Genomic DNA, 24,184 nt, shown 5'->3' with positions numbered 1-24,184 from the left:
GTCGATCAGTAAATCGGGAAGCGCTCGCAGAGCGCGAAAATCTCGCGGCGCACGCGCTGTTCGGTCGCGGCGTCGCCTTCCGGGTTCGCGCGCAGCGCGTCGAACACTTCCAGAATCAGGCGGCCGACCTCGCGGAACTCCGCGACGCCGAAGCCGCGCGTCGTGCCGGCCGGCGTGCCGAGGCGGATGCCCGACGTGACGGTCGGCTTCTCGGTGTCGAACGGAATGCCGTTCTTGTTGCAGGTGATGCCCGCGCGCTCCAGCGCCTGCTCGACCGGCGCGCCCTTCAGGCCCTTCGGGCGCAGGTCGACCAGCAGCAGGTGGTTGTCGGTGCCGCCGGTGACGAGATCCACGCCGCCCGCCTTCAGCACTTCGCCGAGCGCCTGCGCGTTCGCGAGCACGTTGTCGATGTAGGTCTTGAAGTCCGCGTGCAGCACTTCGCCGAACGCGACGGCCTTGCCGGCGATCACGTGCATCAGCGGGCCGCCCTGCAGGCCGGGGAACACGGCCGAGTTGATCTTCTTGGCGATGTCTTCGTCGTTGGTCAGCACGAAGCCGCCGCGCGGGCCGCGCAGCGTCTTGTGCGTGGTCGACGTGACGACGTGCGCGTGCTCGACCGGGTTCGCATGGCGGCCGGCGGCGATCACGCCCGCGATGTGCGCCATGTCGACCATCAGCTTCGCGCCGACGCTGTCGGCGATCGCGCGAAAGCGTGCGAAGTCCAGTGCGCGCGGATACGCCGAGAAACCGGCGATGATGAGGTTAGGCTTGTGCTGGTGCGCGAGTTCTTCAACCTGGTCGTAGTCGATCCGCATCGTGTCGCGGTTCACGCCGTACTGCACCGCGTTGAACCACTTGCCCGACAGCGCCGGCTTCGCGCCGTGCGTCAGGTGGCCGCCGGCGTCCAGCGACATGCCGAGCACCGTGTCGCCCGGCTTCGCCAGCGCGAGCATCACCGAGCCGTTCGCCTGCGCGCCGGAGTGCGGCTGCACGTTCGCGTAGCCGGCGTTGAAGATCTGCTTCACGCGCTCGATCGCCAGCGCCTCGACTTCGTCCGCGAATTCGCAGCCGCCGTAGTAGCGCTTGCCCGGATAGCCTTCCGCATACTTGTTGGTCAGCACCGAACCCTGCGCCTCCAGCACCGCACGCGACACGATGTTTTCCGACGCGATGAGCTCGACCTGCGACTGCTGGCGCTCGAGCTCCTTCAGGATGGCGCTGCGCACCGGCGCGTCGCGCTCGGCAAGGGGCTGCGAGAAGAAAGGCTGGGTGTTCGACATAGTGCGTCCGTGACGAAGAATAAAGGGCGTGAAACCGAAGCTCGAGGCCCGCCAAACCTGGGGTTCCAGCGCATCCAGTGCAAGGCTGCCGACGGCTCTATTCTTGTCGTTCGGATTTTCGGCGGATTGATGAATTTAGACGCGTTCTTGGCCTTTTCCGCCATGCGCGTCCGTTTTGTACAAGTGACCGGTCGTGCTTTTCTGCATGGGCGATCGCGCCGCCGTTTGCCGTTCGCTTTGCACAAGCACTTCGGCGGTGCCTGCGCTGTGCATCCGGGGTGCAGCGCGGCCCGCTTACGGTGCAGTGCAGCATGGACGTCAAGCCCATACAACGTATGGAGCTAGGGTTTAGCCGTATGGCACGCTTGTTGCGCTCGCTCACACAATACGGCAGCCCGATCCGTGCCCTTCGGGCGAAAAGCTATTAGAGATTCTAGGAACGCCCCCATGTCCCCCGACCGCACAGCGTCGCTGTCCCACTTCGCGTTCATGCCTTTGCCGAATTTCACGATGATCGCGTTCACCAATGCGATCGAGGTGCTTCGGATGGCGAACTACCTGAGCGGACAACCGCTCTACCGCTGGTCGGTGATCAGCCCCGAAGGCGGCCCGGTCACGGCGAGCAACGGACTCACGGTCGACACGGGGCCGGCCGAGTGCGTGGGGCAGCCGGACATCGTCTTCGTGTGCGGCGGCGTGGACGTGCAGCGCGCGACGACGCCCGCCCATCTGTCGACGCTGCGCCGCTTCGCGCGCATGGGGCTACCGCTCGGCAGCCTGTGCACGGGCACCTATGCACTCGCGAAGTCGGGGCTGCTCGCGGGCTACGCGTGCGCGATCCATTGGGAAAACATGTCGGCGCTGAAGGAAGAGTTTCCGGACACGCGCTTCCTGAAGGAACTGTTCGTGGTGGACCGCGACCGCATCACGTGCACGGGCGGCGTCGCGCCGCTCGACATGATGCTGAACCTGATCGCCGCGCGCGTGGGCACCGCGCGCGTCACGCAGATCGCCGAACAGTTCATCGTCGAACACGTGCGCGACACGAGCGCGCAACAGCGGATGCCGCTCGTCGCGCGGCTCGGCTCGGCGAACAAGTCGCTGTTCGAAGTGATCTCGCTGATGGAGAACAACATCGAGGAGCCGCTGTCGCGCGAGGAGCTCGCGCGGCTTGCGAACATGTCGCAGCGTCAGCTGCAGCGGCTGTTCCGCGAGCACCTCGGGATGACGCCCACGCACTATTACCTGACGCTGCGGCTGCGCCGCGCGCGCGAGCTACTGCTGCAGACCGACATGTCGATCATGCACATCACGATGGCGTGCGGCTTCCAGTCGGCGTGCCACTTCAGCAAGAGCTATCGCGACGCGTTCGGCGTCGCGCCGACGCGTGAACGCCGCAAGCAGGTCGCGCCGCTCGCGCAGGGTGTGACGGGCGGGGTGGCGGCGTTTCCGGCGCATCTGGTTCATATGTGAAGCAGGCGTGGCGCGAATAAAAAAAAAGCGGCCTTCAAGGCCGCTTTTCATTTGCGCTTACGATCCCCAAACCTGCATCTCATCGAGCGAATAACCCCACTGCGTCGCCCGCTTCGTACCAATCATCCGCACGTAGCGCCCCTGCGCGTTGAGGTTCGGCAGCGTAACGTGACCGTACGACACGCCGTTGTTCGTCGAATAAACCGTCGTCCAGTTCGCGTTGTCGTTCGACGTCTGGATCTGGTAGACGAGCGCACCCGCATCCCAGTAGAGATCGACGCTGCTGACCTTCTTCACCGCGCCGAGATCGACGGAGATCCATTCCGTGCCGACGCCCGCGCCTTCCGGCGAATCCCAGCGCGTGCTCGTCGTGTTGCCGTCGAATGCCTTGTCCGGCGTCAGCGACGCGTTGTAGCTCGCCGATGCGGCGGCCGGACGTCCTTGCGACAGCAGCGTCGGTTGCGCGGCCGCCGGGCCGCCGTAGTAGCTCGCGCCGAGCTTCGCCTTCGTCGTATCCGCGTTCACGCCGAATTGCGACAGGCTCCAGCGCTGGCCGGTCGTCACGTCACCCACGTAGAGCTGGTAGCCGCCCGCCGTCGTCGACGAGAAGAACACGTAGTTCGTGCCGCTCACCGGTGCCGGGTCCGAGTTGTTGCTCATGCAATCGTTGATCGGCAGCGCGTTCGGTGTCGACGCCGGATCCGCGGTCTTCGCGTAGATCTGGTCCGCGCCGCCGCTGTCCTTCCAGCGCGCATAGAACACCATGCCATCGCGCCGCACGATGGGATAGTAGGTCTGCAGCCCGGCCGGATGATCGAATACCGCCGTGGCGCCGGTCGCGATCGTGCGCTTCATCAGCCCCATGTTCGAGCCGGTGCCCGTCGCGTAGTACACGGCGCTCGCGTCCGGCGCGAGGAACGGCATCGAGTATTCGCTGCCGGCCGGCGCGTTCGTCAGGCTCACGACCGACGTGAACACCGGGCCCGCGCTCGTGTACGACAGCGTGCCCTGCTTCACGTCGCCGTTCTGCTTGAACACGAGCGTCTTGCCGTCGGCTGCGAACTTCGGATCCTCGTTGCGCGTCGCGCCGCTGCTGTTCGTCAGGTTGACGGGCGGCGTGCCGGCGCCAAGCTGCAGCATGAACACGTTCCACGCGCCGTTGCTGATCCCCATGAACGCGAGCCACTTGCCGTCGGGGCTGAACACGCCATTCATCGGATCGGTGATGCCCCAGCTGCTCTTGCTCAGTTGCGTGAGCGTGCGGGCGGAAAAGTCGTACAAAAACAGTTGGCTCGTGCCGTCGCCGTACTTGACATAGCTGTGATAGACGAGCTTGCCGGTCAGTGCACCGGGGAACGACGCGTTGGACTGAGCCGGCGGATTGTTGACGCAGGCGGCGACTGCGGCGCCGCTGAACAGGTCGAGGGCGATGCCGGCCACGAGGCCCGCGACGAGGAACTTCGATTTCACGCTGAATGCTTCCGGGATAAGGGTGAGGACGCCGTAGACAAGGTCCCGCTCGCGGTGCGCGGGGGTCGCGGATTCGCCCTGCGGGCAGTGAACTCCGTATCGACCAGGCTTCGGGAACAAAGATTGCGCAGAATGCCTGCTCACAGATCTGAAGAAAAGGATCAGAGTCGGTCGAAAACGTGCGGATCAGCAATATGCGGATCGACGAGTGGGGCGGGATTGAACGCGGCGGATGGCGTGCTACTCTTTTTTTCATCGACGGCCGCGGTCGGCCGGAGGGCGGGCATGAAGCGATATGCGGCGCTCGCGCAGACGATTGCGGACTCGATCAGGCGTGGCGACCTCGCGGCCGGCGCGCGGATCCCGACCGTGCGCTCGGCGTGCCGCGCCTATCGTGTGAGTCCTTCCACCGTGTTTCGCGCGTACTACACGCTCGAAAGCGAGGGCCTCATCGTCGCGCGCGCGCGTTCCGGGTATTTCGTCGCGGATCTCGACGACAAGCGCGTGCGTACCAGCCAGGACACGCCACGCAAGCCGGGCGCGTCGCCGACTGGCGACGACACCATGTTCCGCTTGATGGACTCGCTCAAGCGCGACGACATCGTCCCGCTGGGTTCGGCATTCGCCAGCTATTCACTGTTTCCGATGAGCAGCCTGTGGCGCTACGCGGCGACGGCGGCCCGCAACATGGACCGCGCGCAACTGCTGGCGGGACTGCGCCGGGCCACGAAGCGCTGCGCCGCCAGATCGCCATGCGCTACCTGAACGCGGGCGCCGCATTGCCGATGGAAGAGATCGTCATCACGACCGGCGCGGCCGAAGCGCTGACGCTGAGCCTGCAGGCACTCACACGCCCCGGCGACATCGTCGCGATCGAACGCCCGGCCTTCCCCGCCGTGTTGCAGGCCGTGCAGCGGCTGCATCTGAAGACCGTCGAGATCCCGGTCGACCCGCGCGCCGGCCTCGATCTCGACGCACTCGCGGATGCGCTGGACACGCATCCGGTGCGCGCGTGCTGGTTCATGACCTCGCTTCACAACCCGACCGGCGCGACGCTGTCCGACGAGCGCAAGCGCGCGCTGATCGACCTGCTCGCGTCGCACGAGGTGCCGCTGATCGAGGACGACGTGTTCGGCGAACTGCATTTCGGGCCATTGCCCACGCGCCCCGCGAAACTGTACGACGATAGCGGGCTGGTGCTGCATTGTGGGTCGTTCTCGAAGTGCCTCGCTCCCGGTTTCCGGGTCGGCTGGGTCGCGGCCGGACGCTACGTGGAACAGATCAGCCACGTGAAGAACGAAAGCGCGCCGGCCGCCGACGTGCCCGCGCAGATGGCCGTCTCGAGCTACCTGCGCGACGGCGCGTACGACCGCTTCCTGCGCCGGCTCCGGCGCAACCTGGCCGCGCACCAGGCGCAGATGCTGGCCGCCGTTCGCGCGTACTTTCCGCCCGACACGGAGGTGTACGCACCGCGCGGCGGGTATTTCCTGTGGATCGAATTGCCGCCGCACGTGGACGCGATGCAGTTGTTCGACGACGCGATGGACAACGGCGTCAGCCTCGCGCCCGGGCCGATCTTTTCCGTGACGGGCGCATTTCACCGTTATGTCCGGCTGAACTACGGCCGGCCCTGGACCCCTGCCGTCGAAGACGCGATGCGGACCATCGGGACGCTCGCCGGGCGGCAACGACAGACGAGGTAGCAACACCATGCAAGTCCTGCTCAACCGGAATGTGCGGACCCGCGACACGCTGCGCGGCGCACTGAACCTGCGTGCCGAGCCGCACGGCGCCGTCAGCCAGCGCTGCCGCGAATGCGGCTTCCTGGCGTTTCGCGCCAGCGAGCAGTGCCCCGTCTGCGGTGTGGGAGACTGGCCGTTCACGCCGCTGCGCGACCGGCGCGGCGACGCACATGCCGAGCAGGCCACGCCCCCGCACGACACGCAGCGGCCTGTGCCGGCGTGGTCGTCGCGCGTCGCGGCCGCGGTGCGCAGCGCCGCGATCCGGCGGCCGCGCCCGTCCAGTGCGCCGCTGCTGAGCATCCTGACCGTCGTGCTGATGGTCGGCGGCTATGTGACGTTCGACCGGACATGCCGGGCGGACCCCGCCTGCCGCGGCCCGGCTACGCCCGGTGCGACGACGATCGATGCAGGCGTGCACGGCGCCGATGCGCCGACGCTGCCGGTCGTGCCCGTGCCCGTCTATGCGTTTCATCGTGCAGACGATAAGCCGGCCGCCGCACACGAGACGCCGGTCGCGGCCGACGACACGCAGATCGCGGCCGAGCAGCCGCGCGTGGCCGCACGCGTGGCCGATACGAGCCGGCGCGCAACCTCACGCTCGACCGCACGCGCGACCACGACACTCGCGCGACATGCGCCACCGGTTCGCGAGCCGCAACACGCGCGCAACGGCGTCCGCGTCGCCGACTGGAAAGGCGCCCCGGCCCGGCGCACGCATGCGCTCCATCGCGTGAGTGCGCATACACGCCACGGGCACCGCGCCGCGGCGACCGACATCCAATTGGCCGGGGTCTATCGCGGACACTGAGCGCGCCGCACGCCCACAGCGACAACGGGCGGCACCGTCTCCGGTGCCGCCCGCTTCATGCGCTCCCTGCTTCGTGCGTCAGGCCGCCAGCAAACCGTGCGGATCGATCACGAATTTGCGCGGCGCGCCGCCGTCGAACTTCTTGTAGCCTTCCGGCGCCTGATCGAGCGAGATCACCTCGACGTTGACGATCTTCGCGATCGGCAGACGGTCGAACAGGATTGCCTGCATCAGGTTGCGGTTGTACTTCAGCACCGGCGTCTGGCCCGTGAAGAACGAGTGCGACTTCGCCCAGCCGAGGCCGAAGCGGATGCTCAGGCTGCCGTGCTGCGCGGCCTTGTCCTTCGCACCCGGATCGTCCGTCACGTACAGGCCCGGGATGCCGATCGCGCCGGCCGGACGCGTGATTTCCATCAGCGAGTTCAGCACCGTCGCGGGCGCTTCCTCGGAATGGCCCGACGAACCGTGGCCGTGCGCCTCGAAGCCGACGCAGTCGACCGCACAGTCGATTTCCGGCACGCCGAGAATCTGCTCGATCTGCTCGCCGAGCGACGCGTCTTTCGACAGGTCGACCGTCTCGAAGCCCATTGCCCGCGCGTGCGCGAGGCGTTCCTCGTTCATGTCGCCGACGATGGTCACCGCCGCGCCCAGCAGGCGCGCCGACGCGGCCGCCGCCATCCCGACCGGGCCCGCGCCCGCGATATAGACCGTCGAGCCCGGCTTCACGCCCGCGCTCACCGCGCCGTGATAACCGGTCGGCAGAATGTCGGACAGGCAGGTCAGGTCGCGAATCTTCGCCATTGCCTGATCGCGGTCGGGGAATTTCAGCAGGTTGAAGTCCGCGTACGGCACGAGCACGTACTCGGCCTGGCCGCCGATCCAGCCGCCCATGTCGACGTAGCCGTATGCGCCGCCGGCACGCGACGGGTTCACGTTCAGGCACACGCCCGTATGCGTGTCCTTGCACATCGCGCAGCGGCCGCACGCGACGTTGAACGGCACCGACACGAGATCGCCGAGCTTCAGCGTCTCGACGTCGCGGCCCACCTCGACCACTTCGCCGGTGATCTCGTGACCGAGCACGAGGCCGACCGGAGCGGTCGTGCGGCCGCGCACCATGTGCTGGTCGGAACCGCAGATGTTCGTGCTCACCACTTTCAGGATGACACCGTGGCCGATCGCGCGGCCGGTCGGGTCGACCATTTTCGGATAATCGATCTTCTGTACTTCGACCTTGCCCGGGCCAAGATAGACGACACCTCGATTGCTGCTCATCGTATTGTCTCCATGTCTCGTTGGATGGCGCTGCGGCACGCCGGCGGGTGCGGCGCTTACGCAACGTGCTGTTCGAGAGTAGTCCCGGAGGCGGGGGCGCCGATGTCTCAAACCCGACATGCGTTTGATCGGTGCCGACATCGATGGCGCAAACGCGAAAGTCGGGCCGGAAAGCGGCCAGAAGGCAGTACCAAGGAAGACGCGGAGCGCGCGGGCCGCAAAGGCCGGCCGGTTCAAGCGATCGGGTCGGCCCGCCCCACCGGCCGGGCGAGCGTTATCCGCCCTGGTTCTCGCGGATGATCGCGGCGGCAGCCGCTTGCGCGTCGCTCGCGACGCCGTCGTGCATGCGCGTGCTGACGGCCGGCGTCGGCGGCTCGCTGTCGAGCGCGTGGCCGTCGCGGTTGCGCGTATCGACGGTCGCGCGCATCGACAACCCGACCCTGAGCGGATGCGCGGCCAGGTCGCGGGGATCGATCGCGATCACGACCGGCACCCGCTGCACGACCTTGATCCAGTTGCCGGCCGCGTTCTGCGACGGCAGCATCGAGAACGCGCTGCCGGTGCCGGCCGAGAAGCCCTGCACGCGGCCGCGATAGACGACGCGCGATCCGTACAGGTCCGACACCACGTCGACCGGCTGGCCGATGCGCATGTGGCGGATCTGCCCTTCCTTGAAGTTCGCTTCAATCCACAGCCGGTTCAGCTGCACGATCGACATCAGCGGCACGCCGGGCCCGACCTGCTGGCCGACCTGCACCGAACGCTGGCCGACCGTGCCGTCGACCGGCGCGACGATCGTCGTGCGCTTCAGGTTCCGGTACGCGAGCCTGAACTGCGCGGCCGCCTGCACGACGGCGGGGCTTTCGTCGACCGGCAGCTTGCTGCCGAGCGCCCGCGCCGCTTCGAGCTGCGCCTGCGCGGCCGCGAGGTTCGCCTGCGCGCCGGCGACCGCCGCGCGGGCGCGCGCCAGCTCCTCCGGCGCGACGATCTCGACCGATGCGCCCGAACGCGCGGCGAGCGCGCGCTGCGCGAGCGACAGGTCGGCCTGGCGCGCGTTCACGGCTTCCACGTACATCGTGTTCGAGATCTTCGCGTTCGCGACCTGCCGCACGGCCTGCACGAGCTGCGCCTTCGCCTGCGCGAAGGCGACGGACGCTTCGGTGTCGTCGAGCCGCACGAGCGGCTGCCCGGCGCGCACGGCCTGCGTATCGGCGACCAGCACGTCGGTCACCGCGCCCGGGATCTGCGCGGCGACCTGCACGATGCTGCCCGCGACGTATGCGTCGTCGGTGTCCTCGACATAGCGGTCGTGCAGCAGCCAGAACGCGATCCACACGAGCGCGGCCAGCAGCACGACCGCGAAGAACCACGTGAAGCGCTTGCGGCGGGTCGCCCGGCGCGCGTCGAGTGCCGGATCGTTCAGTGCGGCCGGCTCCGCGGCGGTATGAAGGTTGTCGTGGTGCATCAGTCGCTTTGCGTAACGATCAGGCGGTCATGCTGGAACAGGGGGATCGCGCTCACGCGCGGGTCGGCCGAGACGATGGGTACCGCGCTGCGCGTGCCGGTGCTCACGCTCGCGCTGTCGGCCGCCGCGCTGCGCGGCGTCGCGATCGCCGCCGGTGGGTCGATCGGCGCGGCGCCATTGACGGACGTGGCCGCGCGACGTGCTTCCGTGCCGGCGTTCGTCGCATTGAGAGCCGCCGCGCTCGCCATCGCGCCGCGCTTCGGCCGCGCGCCTTGCGCGGTACGTGTCGCGACCGGCGATGCCGATGCCGACGCCATCGCCGCGCTCGCATCGAACCCGCCGCCGAGCGCGCCGACCAGCCCGACGCGCAGCGTCCGCTGCCGGCCGAGCAACGCAATCAGCTGCGCGCGCTCGTCGATCAGCGTGAGGTCCGCGACATCGACGTCCTTCTGCATCAGCACGCCGCGCCGATGGCGGTCGGCCGCGATCTGCACAATCTTCTGCGCGGCGGCGACGGCGTCCTGCTGCTGTGCGACGAGCGTCTGCGCGGTTTGCAACGACGTGACGATCTGCGCGACCTGCCCGAGCGCGTCGTCCACCGTCTTGTTGTACAGCCCGATCGCGACGTCGGCCTGCGCGACGTCCGCACCGAGCTTCGCCTTCAACCGGCCGCGATCGAACACCGGCAGCGAGATCGCGGGGCCGACGGAGCCGGCGATCGCGTCGCGCGAGAACAGCGACGCGGGCGTCAGCGCGAACACGCCGCCGAGCGCGACGAGGTTCACGTCCGGATAGAACTGCGCGCGCGTGGAATCGGCATTCGCGAACGCGGCTTCGACACGCAGGCGCGCGGCGACGATATCGGGCCGGCGGCCGAGCAGGTCGGCCGGCAGCCGCGCGGGCAGCGCGCCGCCGGGGAACGCGCCGACGCGCGGCCGCTGCAGCGAGAGCCCACGCTCGGGCCCGCGACCGGACAGCACGCCGAGCTGCAATTGCGCGAGCTTGATCTGCTCGTCGTTCAGCGCCATCTGTTCGAGCAGGCGGGTGCGCTTGATCGACGCGTCGCTCGCGTCGTACGCGTTGTCGAGGCCGCGCGCGGTGCGCTCGCGCAGCACGGCCGTCACGCGCTGGCTGATCTTCAGTTTCTGCTGCAACAGGTCGCGCACCGCGTACGCCTGGTCGAGCTGGCAATACACGGTGACGATCGCGACCGCGAGCGTGAGCCGAACCTGCTCGGCCTCGACGCCGGTCGCGTCGCGCAGCGACATCAGGCTCTTCGTCGCCGCGCGGTTCTTGCCCCACAGGTCGAGCTGGTAGTTCAGCCCGACGAATATCGACGACGGCGACACGACCGGATCGCCGAAGATCTCGACCGGCACACGATAGCCGCCGACGGACACGTCGGCGACGTCGCCCGGCTTCGGCATCCGCGCGCGGCTGACCGTCGCGCCGGCCGTGCCGGTCAGCCCCGTCAGCGAATCGAATTGCCGAAGCTGCGCCTGCGCGATCCGCAGCCGCGCCTGCGCGACCTGCAGGTCGGGATTGTTCCGCGACGCCTCCGCCACCAGTTCGTCGAGCTGCGGATCCTGCAGTTGCTTCACCCAGTCGGGTGCGGGCCACGCGCCGTGCACACCGGGGCCCGCGGTGTGCGCCAGCGCGTCGCCGGCCGGTGCGCGCAGCGACAGCGACGGCAGGAACCCCGACGGCACGCAACCGCCCAGCGCCAGCAGCGCGGCCGCCGCGAGCATCGTCCAGCCGCCCTGCCCGCCGCGCGCCGGTCGCGCCGGTCGCGCCGGTCGCGCCGCTTTCATGATGCGTTCCATCGCTTCCCTCAACCCTGCTGGACGCGCTGCGCGCGTGCGGCCAAGCGCGGCCGCGCACGCTCGAGCGGACCGAGCCGGCCGAGCAGGCCGTCCGCGATGCCGTACAGGATGCCGGCGAGCTTGGCGCGCTTGTCGCGCTCGACGAGCGCGATCTGCACGACCTGCCACACGGTCAGCAGGTTCGGCACCATCGCCACCGGAAAGCGCAGCCCGTACTGCATCCCGAGCTGCACCGCATTGCGCGCGCTGTAGTAGCGCCGTTGCCACGAGTGATTCATCGACGTCATTTCGAAAGGACCGAATGCATGCCGCTGCTTCGCGCCGATCCGGTGCTTCAGCACCAGCGACGGCACGACATAGAGCGGCACGTTGCGCGCGAGCGCGCGGAAGCTGTACTCGGTGTCGACGTGATCGATGAACAGCGTCTCGTCGAAGCGGCCGAGCACGTCGAACGCGCCGCGCGACACGACGCAGCCCGACGAGATCAGGAACGCGCAGCGCTGCGGCGGCGCGTCGGGCGCGACGCGCAGCCGGCGCAGCGAGATCCCGTTCGTCGCGAGTTCGGGCAGGAAGCTGCGCGCGTTCTCGTCGAAGATGCGCGGGCCGGCGAGGAAGGCGCGCCCCGCGAGCCCCGCGCACACGTCGCGCATCGTCGCGAAGTAACCGGCCGGCACCGACGAATCCTGGTCGAACAGCGCAACGGCATCGACGTCCCGCCGAAACAGCGCCGCGAGCCCCGCGTTGTACGCGCCGGCGACGCCGCCGCGGTTGCCGTGATGCAGCAGCGCGATGCCGTCGCGCGCGCACAGCGCGCGGGCTCGCACATCGGGCTGCGGCGTATTGTCGACGACCAGCAGCGCGTCGCACGCGTGCCGCCACGCGCCGAGCGCCGCGAGCTGCGCGTCGGTCGGGTGATACAGGATCACGAGTGCGCCGAGTGTCGTCATGCCCCTCTCCTCAATGTCCGAGCGAAACCGCGGCGCCGCGCTTCGGCCGCGTCAGCCACATCATCGCGGCGAGCACGACGCAGGTCATGCTCGCCATCCAGAACATGTCGCCCGTCGCCATCATGTACGCCTGCTGCATCACGACCTGGTGCAGCGTCGACAGCTCGCGCACGCCATCCACGCCCATCGCGTTCAGCGTATGCACGAAGCGCTGCGTGTTCGTCGATGCGTGCGTGACCGATTGCGACACGACGTCGTAGTGATAGGTCGCGCGGTTGTCCCACAGCGTCACGCTCATCGCGGTGCCGAACGCGGCGGACAGCGTGCGCAGGAAGTTCGACAGGCTCGACGCGGCCGCGAGCCGGTCGTCCGGAATGCGCGACAGCGTCGCGGCCGTCAGCGGAATGAAGAAGCACGGCAGTCCGATCCCCTGGATCAGCCCGGGCGCGGCGATCTGCGCGAACGTCATCTTCAGCGTGAAATGCGCGTCCCACGCGAGCACGGCCGCGAACACGAGGAAGCCGAACGTCGCGAGCACGCGTGCATCGAAGCGGTGCGCATGCAGGCCGACGAGAATCGAGAACACGAGCGCGAGCACGCCGAGCGATGCGGTGGCGAGGCCCGCGTGAAACGCGTTGTAGCCCATCACCGCCTGCATCCACAGCGGAAACACGACGCCCACCACCGAGAAGCTCATCATCCCGAGCGAGATGATCAGCACGCAGAACGAAAACGTGCGGTCGCGAAACAGGCTGAGGTCGACGACCGGATGCGCTTCGCCCGCCTCCCAGATCAGCAGCGACACGATCGCGAGCCCGGCGACCACCGCGAGCGTGACGATCAGCGGCGAATCGAACCAGCCCTTGTCGTGACCGAGATCGAGCATCGCCTGCAGCGAGCCGACGCCGATCACGAGCAGCACGATGCCCGGCACGTCGATCGGGCCGGCCGCGCCGCGCTGCGCGTCGGGGCGCAGCATCGCGGTGCACACCGCGAACGAGAACAGCCCGATCGGCAGATTGATCAGGAAGATCCACGGCCACGAGAAGCTGTCGACGATCCAGCCGCCGACCACCGGCCCGAAGATCGGCGCGAGCAGCACCGTCATCGCCCACAGCGCGAGCGCGACGGTGCGCTTGTCCGGCGGGAACGTGCGCAGCAGGATCGTCTGCGACAGCGGCACCATCGGCCCCGAGCACAGCCCCTGCAATGCGCGGCAGACCACCAGCACGTGCAGGTCGCGTGCGAGCCCGCACAGCAGCGACGTCAGCGTGAACAGCAGCACCGCGCCGACGAACAGCCGCCGCTCGCCGACGCGGCGCGCGAGCCAGCCGGTCAGCGGCACCGCGATCGCGGCCGCGACCGAATACGAGCTGATCACCCATGTGCCCTGGCTGTTCGACACGCCGAGACTGCCGGAGATCGCCGGCACCGCGACGTTCGTCACGGTCGAGTCGAGCACTTCGATGAAGGTCGCGAGCGACAGCGCGAACGTCAGGAGCGCGAGCCGTGCGCCGCGGACCGGTGCCGCGGCAGGCGCCGCCGAGACCGCGTCGAAAGCGGCGGGCGCGGCTGCGTCCTGAAGCGGCGATGCCGTGCTCATGCGCCCGCCATCGCATCCGCGGCCGGCGAGATCGCGCGTCCACGTTTCGGTGCAAGGCGCTCGATGAAATCGGCGGCCGTCTCGCATCCATTCGGCGCGGCGTTGATCAGCGTCCGCGCGCGCTCCGCATACACCGCGAATTCGGGCTCGTTCAGTACGCGCATGAGCGCCGCACCGAGCCGCGCGCCGTCGACCGGCGCGTCGATGCGTATGCCGGCACCGCTCGTCGCGACGCGCTGCGCATTGTCGAACTGGTCGTGCGCGAACGGCGTCACGACCTGCGGGATGCCGGCTTCAAACGCGAGCGCCGCGGTGCCGATCCCGCCGTGATGCACGAGTGCGCGGCAACGCGGCAGCAGCGTACGCATCGGCACGAAGCGGCGCACCAGCAGCCGGTCGCCGTCCGGTGCTGCATCGTGCGGGCTCAGCAGGATGCCGCGCGTGCCGGTCGCGCGCATCGCGTCGGCGACCGCACGCGCATACACGGCGTGATCGACGCGCGTCGACCCGGCCGTGAACACCACGGGCGGCTCGCCGGCCGCGAGAAACGCGTCGAGCGCGGGATCGTCGTCGGGCGTCGCGACATCGTTGAACAGCGGAAAGCCGCTTTGCAGAAGACGCGCCGGCCAGTCGCGCTGCGCCGGCGCGAACCAGTCGGGAAACAGGCACAGCACACCATCGGTCGAATGCAGCCAACGGCCCAGCACGCGCCGCGCGGGCGCGAGCCCGAGGTCGCAGCGCACCGCATTGAGCGCCGGCCCGCACACGCGGTCGAGCACCTGCCGCTCGATCAGCGTCATCAGCGCCGCCTTCACCGGCAGCGGCCAGCGCGCGGGAATCGTCAGGCGCGGATGCGTCGGCGGCACATGCGCGGACAGCAGCGTCGACGGCGACACCTGCACCGATACGTACGGCGTGCCGTGCCGCTCCTGCATGAAGCGCGCGGAAAACGCCCACAGCGTGCCGACCAGCACGGTGTCGCGATCGGTCAGTGCGCACAGCGCGTCGTAGTGCGGGCGCAGCACGGGGGCGATCACCTGCCACAGCGTGCGAAACGACGTGCGCGGATCCCACAGCGCCGGGTTCGCCATCGCGGCCTCGTACTCGGCCGCGGTGCCGACCGGCACGAACGCGAACCCGCAGCGGCGCACGGTCGCCTCGAACGGCGGATGCGTGCAGAACACGACCTCGTGGCCGCGCATCGTGAGCGCGCGCGCGACGCCGAGCAGCGGATGCACGTCGCCCGCCGAGCCGATCGCGGTCACGATCATCTTCGCCATCGCGCGCCTCGCGGAAAGATCAGTAGAAACCGGGGATCAGCGCCGCGACTTCGCGACGGTACTGCGCGTACGCCGGCCCGAAATGACCGGTCAGCCAGCTCTCCTCGACGCGCACCTTGTACGCGAGCGACGCGAACACCAGCGCGACGCCGAATGCACCGCGCCACTCGCCGCCGATCAGCGCGGCGCCCACCAACGCGATCAGGCAGCCGGTGTAGATCGGATGACGCACGAGGCCATACGGGCCGGTGCGCACGAGCTCGTGGTTCTCCTTCAGCGTGACGGACACGCTCCAGTTCGTGCCGAGATGCAGCCGCGCCCACACCGAGAACAGCAGGCCCGCGATCAGCACCGCGAGCCCGCACTGGGCCTGCAGGCCGAAGCGCTGCCAGTCCGGCACCCACGCGCGCAGGGTCAGGTCGGGCAGGATGATCAGCGCGCCGCCGACGATCAGCGGAATCGACTGCAGCGTGCGCGAGCGCGACGCCTCCTTGCGCACGGTCGTCTTCACGGCCTGCGACGTCATGATCCAGTAGGCGAGCCACGCGGCCCACGGAACGACGATGGCGATGGTCTGAACGATATTCACGGCTGGCCTGCCTCGTGTGGATGAGAATTCGGATGCGCGCGGCGTGCGCGGTGCGCGACGTGCCGCGTCACGACGACATGGCCGGCATCGGCGCGGACACGCACGCGTGTGCGGCGCCGAGCCCGACGCCCGCGGCAACGGGCGGCGCGTCGCAGAAGAAGCCGAGCAGCGCGGCACGCGTGGCCTCGCGCTGCGCGCGGCCTTCGATGTCGAGAAAATGGCCCGCGTCGGGAATCGTCGCGAAGCGTGCACGCGGCACGTGCGCGGCGAGCTGGCGGACGTCGGCCGGCGTCGTGTATTCATCGCGCTCGCCGTTCACGAACAGCAGCTCGGCGCCGATGTTCGAGAACTCGCTCAGATAGCGCTCCGGCTGCAACGACAGGATCTGGTCGACGTGGAACGCGACCTGATCCTGCTCGTCGCGCGGCAGGCGCGTCAGGTAGCGGTAGTTGTACAGCTTCATGATGCGCGGCAGGTAGCGGCCGACCGTGTCGTTCAGCAGTTGCGCCGCCTTCAGGTTCTCGCCGGCCGCGATGTGGTCGCGGGCACGCGTCACGTAGTCGACCATCGCGTCGTTCAGGAACGGCGAGAACGAACAGATCGCCGCGCGCCGCACGCTCGGGCAGCCGCGCGCGAGCGCGAACAGCGACGCGACGCCGCCCCACGACACCGACACGAGGAACGCGGGCGCGAAGTGCTCGACCAGATGCTGGAGGATCGCGGCCTCGTCGTCCTTCGTCAGGATGAAGCTGCCGGGGTTGTGCTGGCGCGACTGCCCGGCATACGGCAGGTCGAAGCAGATCGTGTTCATCCGCTCGCCGAGATACTGGACGGTCTGGCCGAACGACGCGGTCGTCGCGAGCGCGCCGTTGACGAGCATCGCCGTGTCGAATGACGGATCGAACACGTTCCGTTCGACGTAGACCTTCAGACCATTCGGCAGCGGGACCACGTGTTTTTCGGTCGGCATCGTCGTTCTCCGGTGGATGCGGCGTCTCGGCGTCGCGGCATGCTGCAGGTGCGCAATGGCTGGCGCCGACCGTGTTCCGGCCGTTGACCGCGCCCATTGCCGACGCACCGCGGAAAATACCCGCGGCGCCGATTCATTCCTTGTGATGCGGCGCCATCCTAATACGGGAAATATTGCTTACTCAAGTCACCCCAACGATTCCCTCTACTCCACCCGGGAATACAAGCGATTCAAATTTTTTCAGCATTTTTTATGGTAGGAGGAATCGGACGAAAAGAGGTCGCAATCGTTTGCGAGTGCATCATGAGATGCGCCGCGCGACGAACATTATCCTTTAAATTCAACCACATAAATCGTTTAAATCGCCTGATTTAAACGAATTTCCGGAAAATGTTGGCCTCGTCCTCGGCAATTCAAATTTCCGAATCCAAAACCATTCTCACATAGCTCGACATTCTTTCGACATGTAATAAATCGGATTCGGAAACAGCCGAAACTATTGCATCGGCTTTTTCCGATCCGTTTTAAACAAACTTAAAATTATTTAACTGTCTTTCAATCCGTTTTTCCGCATCCGCACAATCGCGGCGACGCCGTCGGTTTCCGGCCTCCGACACCAGATCCACCGTCAGACCCCGGTTTTTTATTGATTGAACGATCAATAAAAAACCGCTAAGCTCTCGACTTCCAGGAACGGGCCCGTCCGGGCGAAAGGAGTGCGCGATGCCGAAAGTCGGAATGCGGGAGATTCGCCGCGCACAGTTGATCGACGCCACGCTGCGCTCGATCGACGAAGCCGGCCTGCCCGGCACGACGCTCGCCTCGGTCGCGCAGCGCGCGAACATCTCGACGGGCATCGTCAGCCACTACTTCGGCGACAAGGACGGCCTGCTCGAAGCGACGATGCGGCACGTGCTGCGCGATCTGTGGGCGGCCACCACGCAACGTCGCGTCGCCGCGCGCAAGGATCCGCGTTCGCGGTTGCGCGCGATCGTCGCCGCGAACTTCGACGACACGCAGGTCAGCGCGCCCGTGATGAAGACCTGGCTCGCGTTCTGGTCGCAGAGCATGCACGACGCGATGCTCAAGCGCCTGCAGCACGTCAACACGCGGCGCCTCCATTCGAACCTGTGCGCGGAATTCGCGAAGGCGTTGCCGCGCGCGAAAGCACGGCAAGCCGCCAGCGGCCTCGCCGCGCTGATCGACGGCCTGTGGCTGCGCGGCGCCCTCGCCGGCGGCCCGATCGACACCCGGGCTGCATTGAAGCTCGCCCACGATTACATCGACCTGCTGCTCGCGTCCGACTGACGCGCAGGCAGTCGCCCTCAAGGAGATCCTCATGTCCGTATACGGTTTGCAGCGCCTCTACATCGGCGGCGGTTACGTCGACGCCACCAGCGGCAAGACTTTCGACACCTTCGATCCCGCCACCGGCGAACTGCTCGCGCAGGTGCAGCAGGCGAGCGCGGCCGACGTCGATCGCGCGGTCGCGTCGGCCCGGGAAGGCCAGCGCGAATGGGCCGCGATGACCGCGATGCAGCGCTCGCGCATCCTGCGCCGCGCGGTCGACCTGCTGCGCGAACGCAACGACGAGCTCGCGGCCATCGAGACGCGCGACACCGGCAAGCCGATCGGCGAGACGCTCGCGGTCGACATCGTCACCGGCGCGGACGTGATCGAGTACTACGCGGGCCTCGCGACCGCGATCGAAGGGCTGCAGGTGCCGCTGCGCGCCGAGTCGTTCGTCTATACGCGCCGCGAGCCGCTCGGCGTGTGCGCGGGCATCGGCGCATGGAACTACCCGATCCAGATCGCATGCTGGAAGACGGCGCCCGCGCTCGCGGCCGGCAATGCGATGGTGTTCAAGCCTAGCGAGGTCACGCCGCTCACCGCGCTGAAGCTCGCGGAAATCTATACGGAAGCCGGCGTGCCGGCCGGCGTGTTCAACGTCGTGCAGGGCGACGGCTCGGTCGGCGCGCTGCTCACCGGTCACCCGGACATCGCGAAGGTGTCGTTCACCGGTGGCGTCGAGACCGGCAAGAAGGTGATGTCGCTGGCCGGCGCGTCGTCGCTGAAGGAAGTGACGATGGAGCTCGGCGGCAAGTCGCCGCTGATCGTGTTCGAGGATGCCGATCTCGACCGCGCGGCCGACATCGCAGTGACCGCCAACTTCTTCAGCTCGGGCCAGGTCTGCACCAACGGCACGCGCGTGTTCGTGCACCGCTCGGTCAAGGACGCGTTCACGCAGCGCGTGCTCGAACGCGTGAAGCGGATTCGCGTCGGCAAGCCGACCGATGCCGACACCAACTTCGGCCCGCTCGTGTCGGCCGCGCAGCTCGACAAGGTGCTCGGCTTCATCGACAGCGGCAAGGCCGAAGGCGCGAAGCTGCTCGCGGGCGGCACGCGCCTGACCGACGGTCACTTTGCCAGCGGCCAGTACGTCGCGCCGACCGTGTTCGGCGATTGCCGCGACGACATGAAGATCGTCCGCGAAGAGATTTTCGGGCCGGTGATGAGCATCCTCGATTTCGAATCGGAGGACGAAGTAATCGCCCGCGCGAACGACACGCACTATGGCCTCGCGGCCGGCGTCGTGACCGAGAACCTGTCGCGCGCGCACCGCACGATCCATCGCCTCGAAGCCGGCATCTGCTGGATCAACACGTGGGGCGAATCGCCGGCCGAGATGCCGGTTGGCGGATACAAGCAATCCGGTGTCGGACGCGAGAACGGCATCACGACGCTCGAACACTACACTCGAATCAAGTCGGTACAGGTCGAGCTCGGCCGCTACAACCCGGTGTTTTGAGAACGATAGGAGATACCCCGTCATGACGACACGCGAATACGACTACATCATCTGCGGCGCCGGTTCCGCGGGCAACGTGCTCGCGACGCGCCTGACGGAAGATCCGAACGTCACGGTGCTGCTGCTCGAAGCGGGCGGCCCCGACTACCGCTTCGACTTCCGCACGCAGATGCCGGCGGCGCTCGCCTATCCGCTGCAGGGCCGTCGCTACAACTGGGCCTACGAGACCGACCCCGAGCCGCACATGGACAACCGCCGGATGGAATGCGGCCGCGGCAAGGGGCTCGGCGGCTCGTCGCTGATCAACGGGATGTGCTACATCCGCGGCAACGCGCTCGACTACGACAACTGGTCGACACACAAGGGGCTCGAGAACTGGACGTATCTCGACTGCCTGCCGTACTTCAAGAAGGCCGAGACGCGCGACGTCGGCCCGAACGACTATCACGGCGGCGACGGCCCCGTGTCGGTCACGACCAGCAAGCCGGGCGTGAACCCGTTGTTCGAGGCGATGGTCGATGCGGGCGTGCAGGCCGGCTATCCGCGCACCGACGACCTGAACGGCTATCAGCAGGAAGGCTTCGGCCCGATGGACCGCACCGTCACGCCGAAGGGCCGCCGCGCCAGCACCGCGCGCGGCTACCTCGACCAGGCGAAGGGGCGGCCGAACCTCGAGATCGTCACGCACGCGCTCGCCGACCGCATCCTGTTCGACGGCAAGCGCGCATCGGGCGTCACGTATCTGCGCGGCAGCGAACGCGCGAGCGCGCATGCGCGCCGCGAGGTACTCGTGTGCAGCGGCGCGATCGCGTCGCCGCAGCTGCTGCAACGCTCGGGCGTCGGCCCCGGCGCATGGCTGAAGGAACTCGACATCCCGATCGTGCTCGACCTGCCCGGCGTCGGCCAGAACCTGCAGGATCACCTGGAGATGTACATCCAGTACGAGTGCAAGGAGCCGGTGTCGCTGTATCCGGCGCTCAAGTGGTGGAACCAGCCGAAGATCGGCCTCGAATGGATGCTGAACGGCACGGGCCTCGGCGCGAGCAACCACTTCGAGGCAGGCGGCTTCATCCGCACGCGCGACGACGATCCGTGGCCGAACATCCAGTATCACTTCCTGCCCGTTGCGATCAACTACAACGGCTCGAACGCGATCGAGATGCACGGCTTCCAGGCGCACGTCGGGTCGATGCGTTCGCCGAGCCGCGGCCGCGTGAAGCTGCGCTCGCGCGATCCGAACGCGCACCCGAGCATCCTGTTCAACTACATGGCCGAAGCGCTCGACTGGCGCGAGTTCCGCGATGCGATCCGCGCGACGCGCGAGATCATGCGGCAGCCCGCGCTCGACCGCTATCGCGGCCGCGAGCTGAACCCGGGCGCCGACTGCAAGTCGGACAAGGAGCTCGACACGTTCGTGCGGTCCCGCGCGGAAACCGCGTTCCATCCGTCGTGCTCGTGCAAGATGGGCTACGACGACATGGCCGTGGTCGACGAAGAAGGTCGCGTGCACGGGCTGGAAGGGCTGCGCGTCGTCGATGCGTCGATCATGCCGATCATCACCACCGGCAACCTGAACGCGCCGACGATCATGATCGCGGAGAAGATCGCCGACAAGATCCGCGGCCGCCAGCCGCTCGCGCGTGTCGACGTGCCTTACTTCGTCGCGAACGGCGCGATGGCGCGGAATATCGCGAAGGCGGTGCGGCAGCCGGAGACGGTGTAATCGCATCAGCGCCTCCGCCCTGCGCACAGCGGCGGTGGCGGCAGCAACATGCACGGCTCGCGGCGTTTTCGTCGCGAGCCGTTTTTCATTCGGCGCGCCCGGCGCCAGTACGGAACCGCGTGATGGCCGCCCGCCTCGGCCGCACGCGTTTCGCGCGCACGATCGGATTCGCGCGCGACGTCAGGCTCATCGCGCCGCGCAAATGCTCGAACGCGACCTCCTCCTTCCGCCCGAAGCGGCCGACCGCCGGCCACGCCAGCGTTTCATCGAGCCACGTCTGCCACGCGTCGCCGTGGAAGCGGCGCGCGAATGCGCGCACCATGTCAGGCGCCGCGATCACGATGCCCGCCAGCAGGTAGTACGCCCAGAAGCTGCCCGCGCCGACGAGCCGATCGAGCCGGCACGCGGACACCGCCGCGAGCAGACCGTCCACCGACGCAAGATCGCCGCGGCGTTCGCGAATCGCGCGCGCGACGAGATTGTGCTGACCGCCGTATGCGGCAAAGGAAATCCCTTTGCCGGCGGCCAGCTCCGCGCAGAACAGCGCGAGCGCGGCCATCTCGTCGATGCGCGCGGCATCGTCGCGCGGCCCGCACACGCGCAGCACGATCGCATCGATGACGTCCCCCGGCCGGGCCGACGGCTCCACGCACGCCGCCGCGACGGCCGCGCGTCGTTCTCTCAGGTTCTTCGCGGGCGACGCTTCGCCGTTCGCGAGTCGGGCTCGTGCGTCCTGCTCGTCGGCATCGTCGCTGCGTCGCGCGACGCCACGAGCAATCCGCTCGAGCGCGCCCCAGCCGTCGTCGGGATCGTCGAAGGTCCACGCGTCGACGAAGCCATGCGCGGCTTCGAATACCGCTCGCGATCCCGGGCAGCATCGCTCCGCGTACGCGAGCTGCCGCGCGTCGGGCACGTGCATGCATGCGCCGGGCGGATCGCTCGCATCGCATGCGCAACCGCCGCCGTCCGTTGCCATCCACGGCGCGAGCGCATGCAGGACGGCGATCGCTTCGTGCGACAGGTTCAAGCCCGCTCGGCCGCGTGCCGGGGGCGACGATGGCGGCACGTCAGTCGCGCCGTCGTCGGCGGCGGCCGCCGCCACGCAAGCCGCTTCGGACAGGTGTTCGATCAGATACTGCAGCCACGCGGCCGTGCGCAGCCGGTCAGGCGTCGCACCGCGGGCAGCGCCATACTTCGCTGTGTCGGTGAGCATGTGGCGAATCGGAATGGTTGTGTTGTTTTGGGTGCGGTCGAAGCAGGCGGCACGGTGCGTCGCACCGGCCCCTGGTATGGCCGCCCGCGTCGGATCGCGACGCAGGCGGCCAGCCGGTCGCCGCGCCGATACGCGCGACGACACGAATGCAGCTCGAAACCGGAACGCCCGCCGCGCATCCTTGCACGGCCCTCGTCGATGGCGGGCGCCCGGCCTCGATCACGCGACGCTTACTGCACGTGGAACTTCGGCGACGTGACGACCGTGCCGCCGACCGTACAGTCCGGTGTCAGCACGGCATTGTTGAACGTCAACGACGAGTTCGGATCGTTCCACGTCGTCACGACCTTGCTCGGCCCGCACGTGCCGAGCAGCGTGACGTTCACCTTCACGTTGTTGATCGACAGCTGCGTCGTACTGTCGGCCTGCCCGGTCCACGGCGACGCGCTGGTCGCGCTGCCGCTGATCAGGCCGCACGTCGCGCCGCCCGTGAAGGTCGTCGACGTGATGTTGACGATGCCCGTCGACGAGATCGTGCCGTTGAACGTCGCGTTGCAGGTCGCGTTGATCGACCCCTTGGCCAGGGCCGTAAGGCCCGTCGCGGAGAACGGCTCCCCGTTGGGGTTCATGGCCTGACCGTCGGCGCGCGACACGGTGACGGCGAAAGCAGGCGCGGCCGAAACCGCGGTGAATGCCACTGCAGCAACAAGCGATACGATTTTGCGAATGCTCATTTGAACTGCCCCCTCTCTCTTCACAAATGGCGGCATGCCGCCAGGAACGCGACGTCCCGGCCGGATCGCTCCGGCCGCTCGGTCGCAGGAAGCCGCCGGCACGCGTGACGCGTGCCGCACGGCTCAGAACTTGTAGGAAATGCCGACGAACGTGATCAGCGGATCGGCCTTCAGCCGCGTGCGCGTGGTCGCGAGCGTCGATCCGTCGGCCGCCTTGATCACGAGCGACGAGTAGGTCTTCAGCGGCATGTAGGTCAGCGTCGCCGTGAGACCCCAGTGCTTGTCGATCGCATAGCTCGCGCCGACGTTGTAGACCGGCGTGAACGACGACGACGCCTTGCCCTCCACCGACGTCGGCCCCGGCTTGCCGGCGCCGGCCGCGAGCACGCTGCCGAGGTTCTCGTTGATGTCCTTCGCGAAGTTGCCGTTCAGTTCGATGTTGCTGAACCAGCTGTAGGCCACGCCGATCCCGACGAACGGACGGAACTTCGCGGTCGGCGCATTGAAGTAGTACTGAAGAATGATCGTCGGGCTCCACTGCCGCGCATTCTTCACGGCCGGCTGGTTCGACGTCTTGTCCATGTCGACGCTGCCGAGCGAGCCGGCCGGGCCGGGCGGCCGGATCACGCCGTGCCCGGTCAGCGTGAACTCGGGCGGCACGCCGAGCACCGACGTCACCGCGATGTGGTCGGTGAAGAAGTGCGTGAGCGTGAGGCCGACCGTATCGGCGTTGTTGACCGTCAGGCTCGTGCCCGGCGACGTGAACGAACCGGGCAGCCGCAGCGGCCCGTTGATCGGCATGTTCGCGAGATTCGTCGTCAGCCCGTTGGTCGAATCCTGCGGCATGATGTGCAGCCAGCCCAGCGTCGCGACGTTGTCGCCCGCCTGCTGGGCCGATGCGAGCGTCGACACGCCTGCGACGACACCCGCGACAATCAGCTTCTTCATGAAACCTTCCCCCTCGTTCTGTCCGGGCGCCG

The 24,184-nt window shown here is 68.0% G+C and carries 18 protein-coding genes and 1 pseudogene; 6 read left to right on the top strand and 13 right to left on the bottom strand.

From position 1 onward, the window contains the following. Positions 1-5: 5 nt before the first annotated feature. The gene (locus tag SB771_RS16070; protein WP_105831828.1) at positions 6-1,280 is read right to left on the bottom strand and encodes a serine hydroxymethyltransferase; all 1,275 of its coding nucleotides are present in this window, start codon (positions 1,278-1,280) and stop codon (positions 6-8) included. 447 nt (positions 1,281-1,727) lie between these two features. On the opposite strand from SB771_RS16070, the gene SB771_RS16065 reads away from it, so the two are divergent. Continuing rightward, the gene (locus tag SB771_RS16065; RefSeq protein ID WP_165753639.1) at positions 1,728-2,753 is read left to right on the top strand and encodes a GlxA family transcriptional regulator; all 1,026 of its coding nucleotides are present in this window, start codon (positions 1,728-1,730) and stop codon (positions 2,751-2,753) included. Positions 2,754-2,810: 57 nt separating this feature from the next. Here SB771_RS16065 and SB771_RS16060 read toward each other — a convergent pair whose 3' ends face one another. After that, positions 2,811-4,223 carry a discoidin domain-containing protein gene (locus SB771_RS16060; protein ID WP_175658813.1) on the bottom strand — a complete coding sequence of 471 codons (1,413 nt, stop codon included), beginning with the start codon at positions 4,221-4,223 and terminating at the stop codon, positions 2,811-2,813. A 285-nt stretch (positions 4,224-4,508) separates the two neighbouring features. Here SB771_RS16060 and SB771_RS16055 point away from each other — a divergent pair. Then, positions 4,509-5,926, top strand: a pseudogene (locus tag SB771_RS16055) (PLP-dependent aminotransferase family protein). A gap of 7 nt (positions 5,927-5,933) precedes the next feature. Continuing rightward, positions 5,934-6,773, top strand: a complete 840-nt coding sequence (locus SB771_RS16050) for an ATP-dependent serine protease (RefSeq protein ID WP_175658811.1) — start codon at positions 5,934-5,936, stop codon at positions 6,771-6,773. Between the two features lie 78 nt (positions 6,774-6,851). On the opposite strand, the gene fdhA is transcribed toward SB771_RS16050, so the two are convergent. The 8 genes from fdhA to SB771_RS16010 form a co-directional block, all read right to left on the bottom strand. Then, a complete protein-coding gene (fdhA, locus tag SB771_RS16045; RefSeq protein ID WP_006755768.1) occupies positions 6,852-8,048 on the bottom strand; it encodes a formaldehyde dehydrogenase, glutathione-independent in 1,197 nt (398 codons plus the stop codon). A gap of 274 nt (positions 8,049-8,322) precedes the next feature. After that, positions 8,323-9,513 carry an efflux RND transporter periplasmic adaptor subunit gene (locus SB771_RS16040; protein WP_175658810.1) on the bottom strand — a complete coding sequence of 397 codons (1,191 nt, stop codon included), beginning with the start codon at positions 9,511-9,513 and terminating at the stop codon, positions 8,323-8,325. Further along, entirely contained in the window at positions 9,513-11,336 is a 1,824-nt protein-coding gene (locus SB771_RS16035; RefSeq protein WP_175705316.1) for an efflux transporter outer membrane subunit, read from the bottom strand. The genes SB771_RS16040 and SB771_RS16035 overlap by 1 nt, the downstream gene beginning before the upstream one ends. An 8-nt stretch (positions 11,337-11,344) precedes the next feature. Continuing rightward, positions 11,345-12,283: a glycosyltransferase family 2 protein gene (locus SB771_RS16030; protein ID WP_175658808.1), complete on the bottom strand. Its 939-nt coding sequence runs from the start codon at positions 12,281-12,283 to the stop codon at positions 11,345-11,347. Between the two features lie 10 nt (positions 12,284-12,293). Then, positions 12,294-13,886 carry a DHA2 family efflux MFS transporter permease subunit gene (locus tag SB771_RS16025; protein ID WP_175658807.1) on the bottom strand — a complete coding sequence of 531 codons (1,593 nt, stop codon included), beginning with the start codon at positions 13,884-13,886 and terminating at the stop codon, positions 12,294-12,296. After that, a complete protein-coding gene (locus SB771_RS16020) occupies positions 13,883-15,166 on the bottom strand; it encodes a glycosyltransferase (protein WP_175658806.1) in 1,284 nt (427 codons plus the stop codon). Before SB771_RS16020 ends, SB771_RS16025 begins: the two co-directional genes overlap by 4 nt. Before the next feature lie 19 nt (positions 15,167-15,185). Beyond that, positions 15,186-15,755, bottom strand: a complete 570-nt coding sequence (locus SB771_RS16015; protein WP_175658805.1) for a methyltransferase family protein — start codon at positions 15,753-15,755, stop codon at positions 15,186-15,188. A 67-nt stretch (positions 15,756-15,822) separates the two neighbouring features. After that, on the bottom strand, positions 15,823-16,725 hold the full coding sequence (locus tag SB771_RS16010) for an alpha/beta fold hydrolase (protein WP_175658804.1): 903 nt from the start codon (positions 16,723-16,725) through the stop codon (positions 15,823-15,825). A 723-nt stretch (positions 16,726-17,448) separates the two neighbouring features. Between SB771_RS16010 and betI the strand changes: the two genes are divergently transcribed. Genes betI through betA form a run of 3 tightly spaced genes read left to right on the top strand, consistent with a single transcriptional unit; the run spans position 17,449 to position 21,257 of the window. After that, the gene (gene betI / locus SB771_RS16005; protein WP_011659481.1) at positions 17,449-18,033 is read left to right on the top strand and encodes a transcriptional regulator BetI; all 585 of its coding nucleotides are present in this window, start codon (positions 17,449-17,451) and stop codon (positions 18,031-18,033) included. Between the two features lie 31 nt (positions 18,034-18,064). Beyond that, positions 18,065-19,534 carry a betaine-aldehyde dehydrogenase gene (betB, locus tag SB771_RS16000; protein ID WP_175658803.1) on the top strand — a complete coding sequence of 490 codons (1,470 nt, stop codon included), beginning with the start codon at positions 18,065-18,067 and terminating at the stop codon, positions 19,532-19,534. Between the two features lie 22 nt (positions 19,535-19,556). Further along, the gene (gene betA / locus SB771_RS15995) at positions 19,557-21,257 is read left to right on the top strand and encodes a choline dehydrogenase (RefSeq protein ID WP_175658802.1); all 1,701 of its coding nucleotides are present in this window, start codon (positions 19,557-19,559) and stop codon (positions 21,255-21,257) included. 85 nt (positions 21,258-21,342) lie between these two features. Here betA and SB771_RS15990 read toward each other — a convergent pair whose 3' ends face one another. The 3 genes from SB771_RS15990 to SB771_RS15980 form a co-directional block, all read right to left on the bottom strand. Beyond that, positions 21,343-22,470 carry a hypothetical protein gene (locus SB771_RS15990; protein WP_175658801.1) on the bottom strand — a complete coding sequence of 376 codons (1,128 nt, stop codon included), beginning with the start codon at positions 22,468-22,470 and terminating at the stop codon, positions 21,343-21,345. 230 nt (positions 22,471-22,700) lie between these two features. After that, a complete protein-coding gene (locus SB771_RS15985) occupies positions 22,701-23,204 on the bottom strand; it encodes a hypothetical protein (RefSeq protein WP_011659485.1) in 504 nt (167 codons plus the stop codon). A gap of 123 nt (positions 23,205-23,327) precedes the next feature. Further along, entirely contained in the window at positions 23,328-24,152 is an 825-nt protein-coding gene (locus tag SB771_RS15980) for an OmpW/AlkL family protein (RefSeq protein WP_011659486.1), read from the bottom strand. Positions 24,153-24,184: the final 32 nt, after the last annotated feature.

This window comes from Burkholderia sp. SIMBA_051, from assembly GCF_046534915.1.
GTDB classification, from domain to species: Bacteria; Pseudomonadota; Gammaproteobacteria; order Burkholderiales; family Burkholderiaceae; genus Burkholderia; species Burkholderia ambifaria.
Note: the sequence above shows the minus strand (reverse complement) of the source record. Positions and strands in the feature narration are given on the sequence as shown.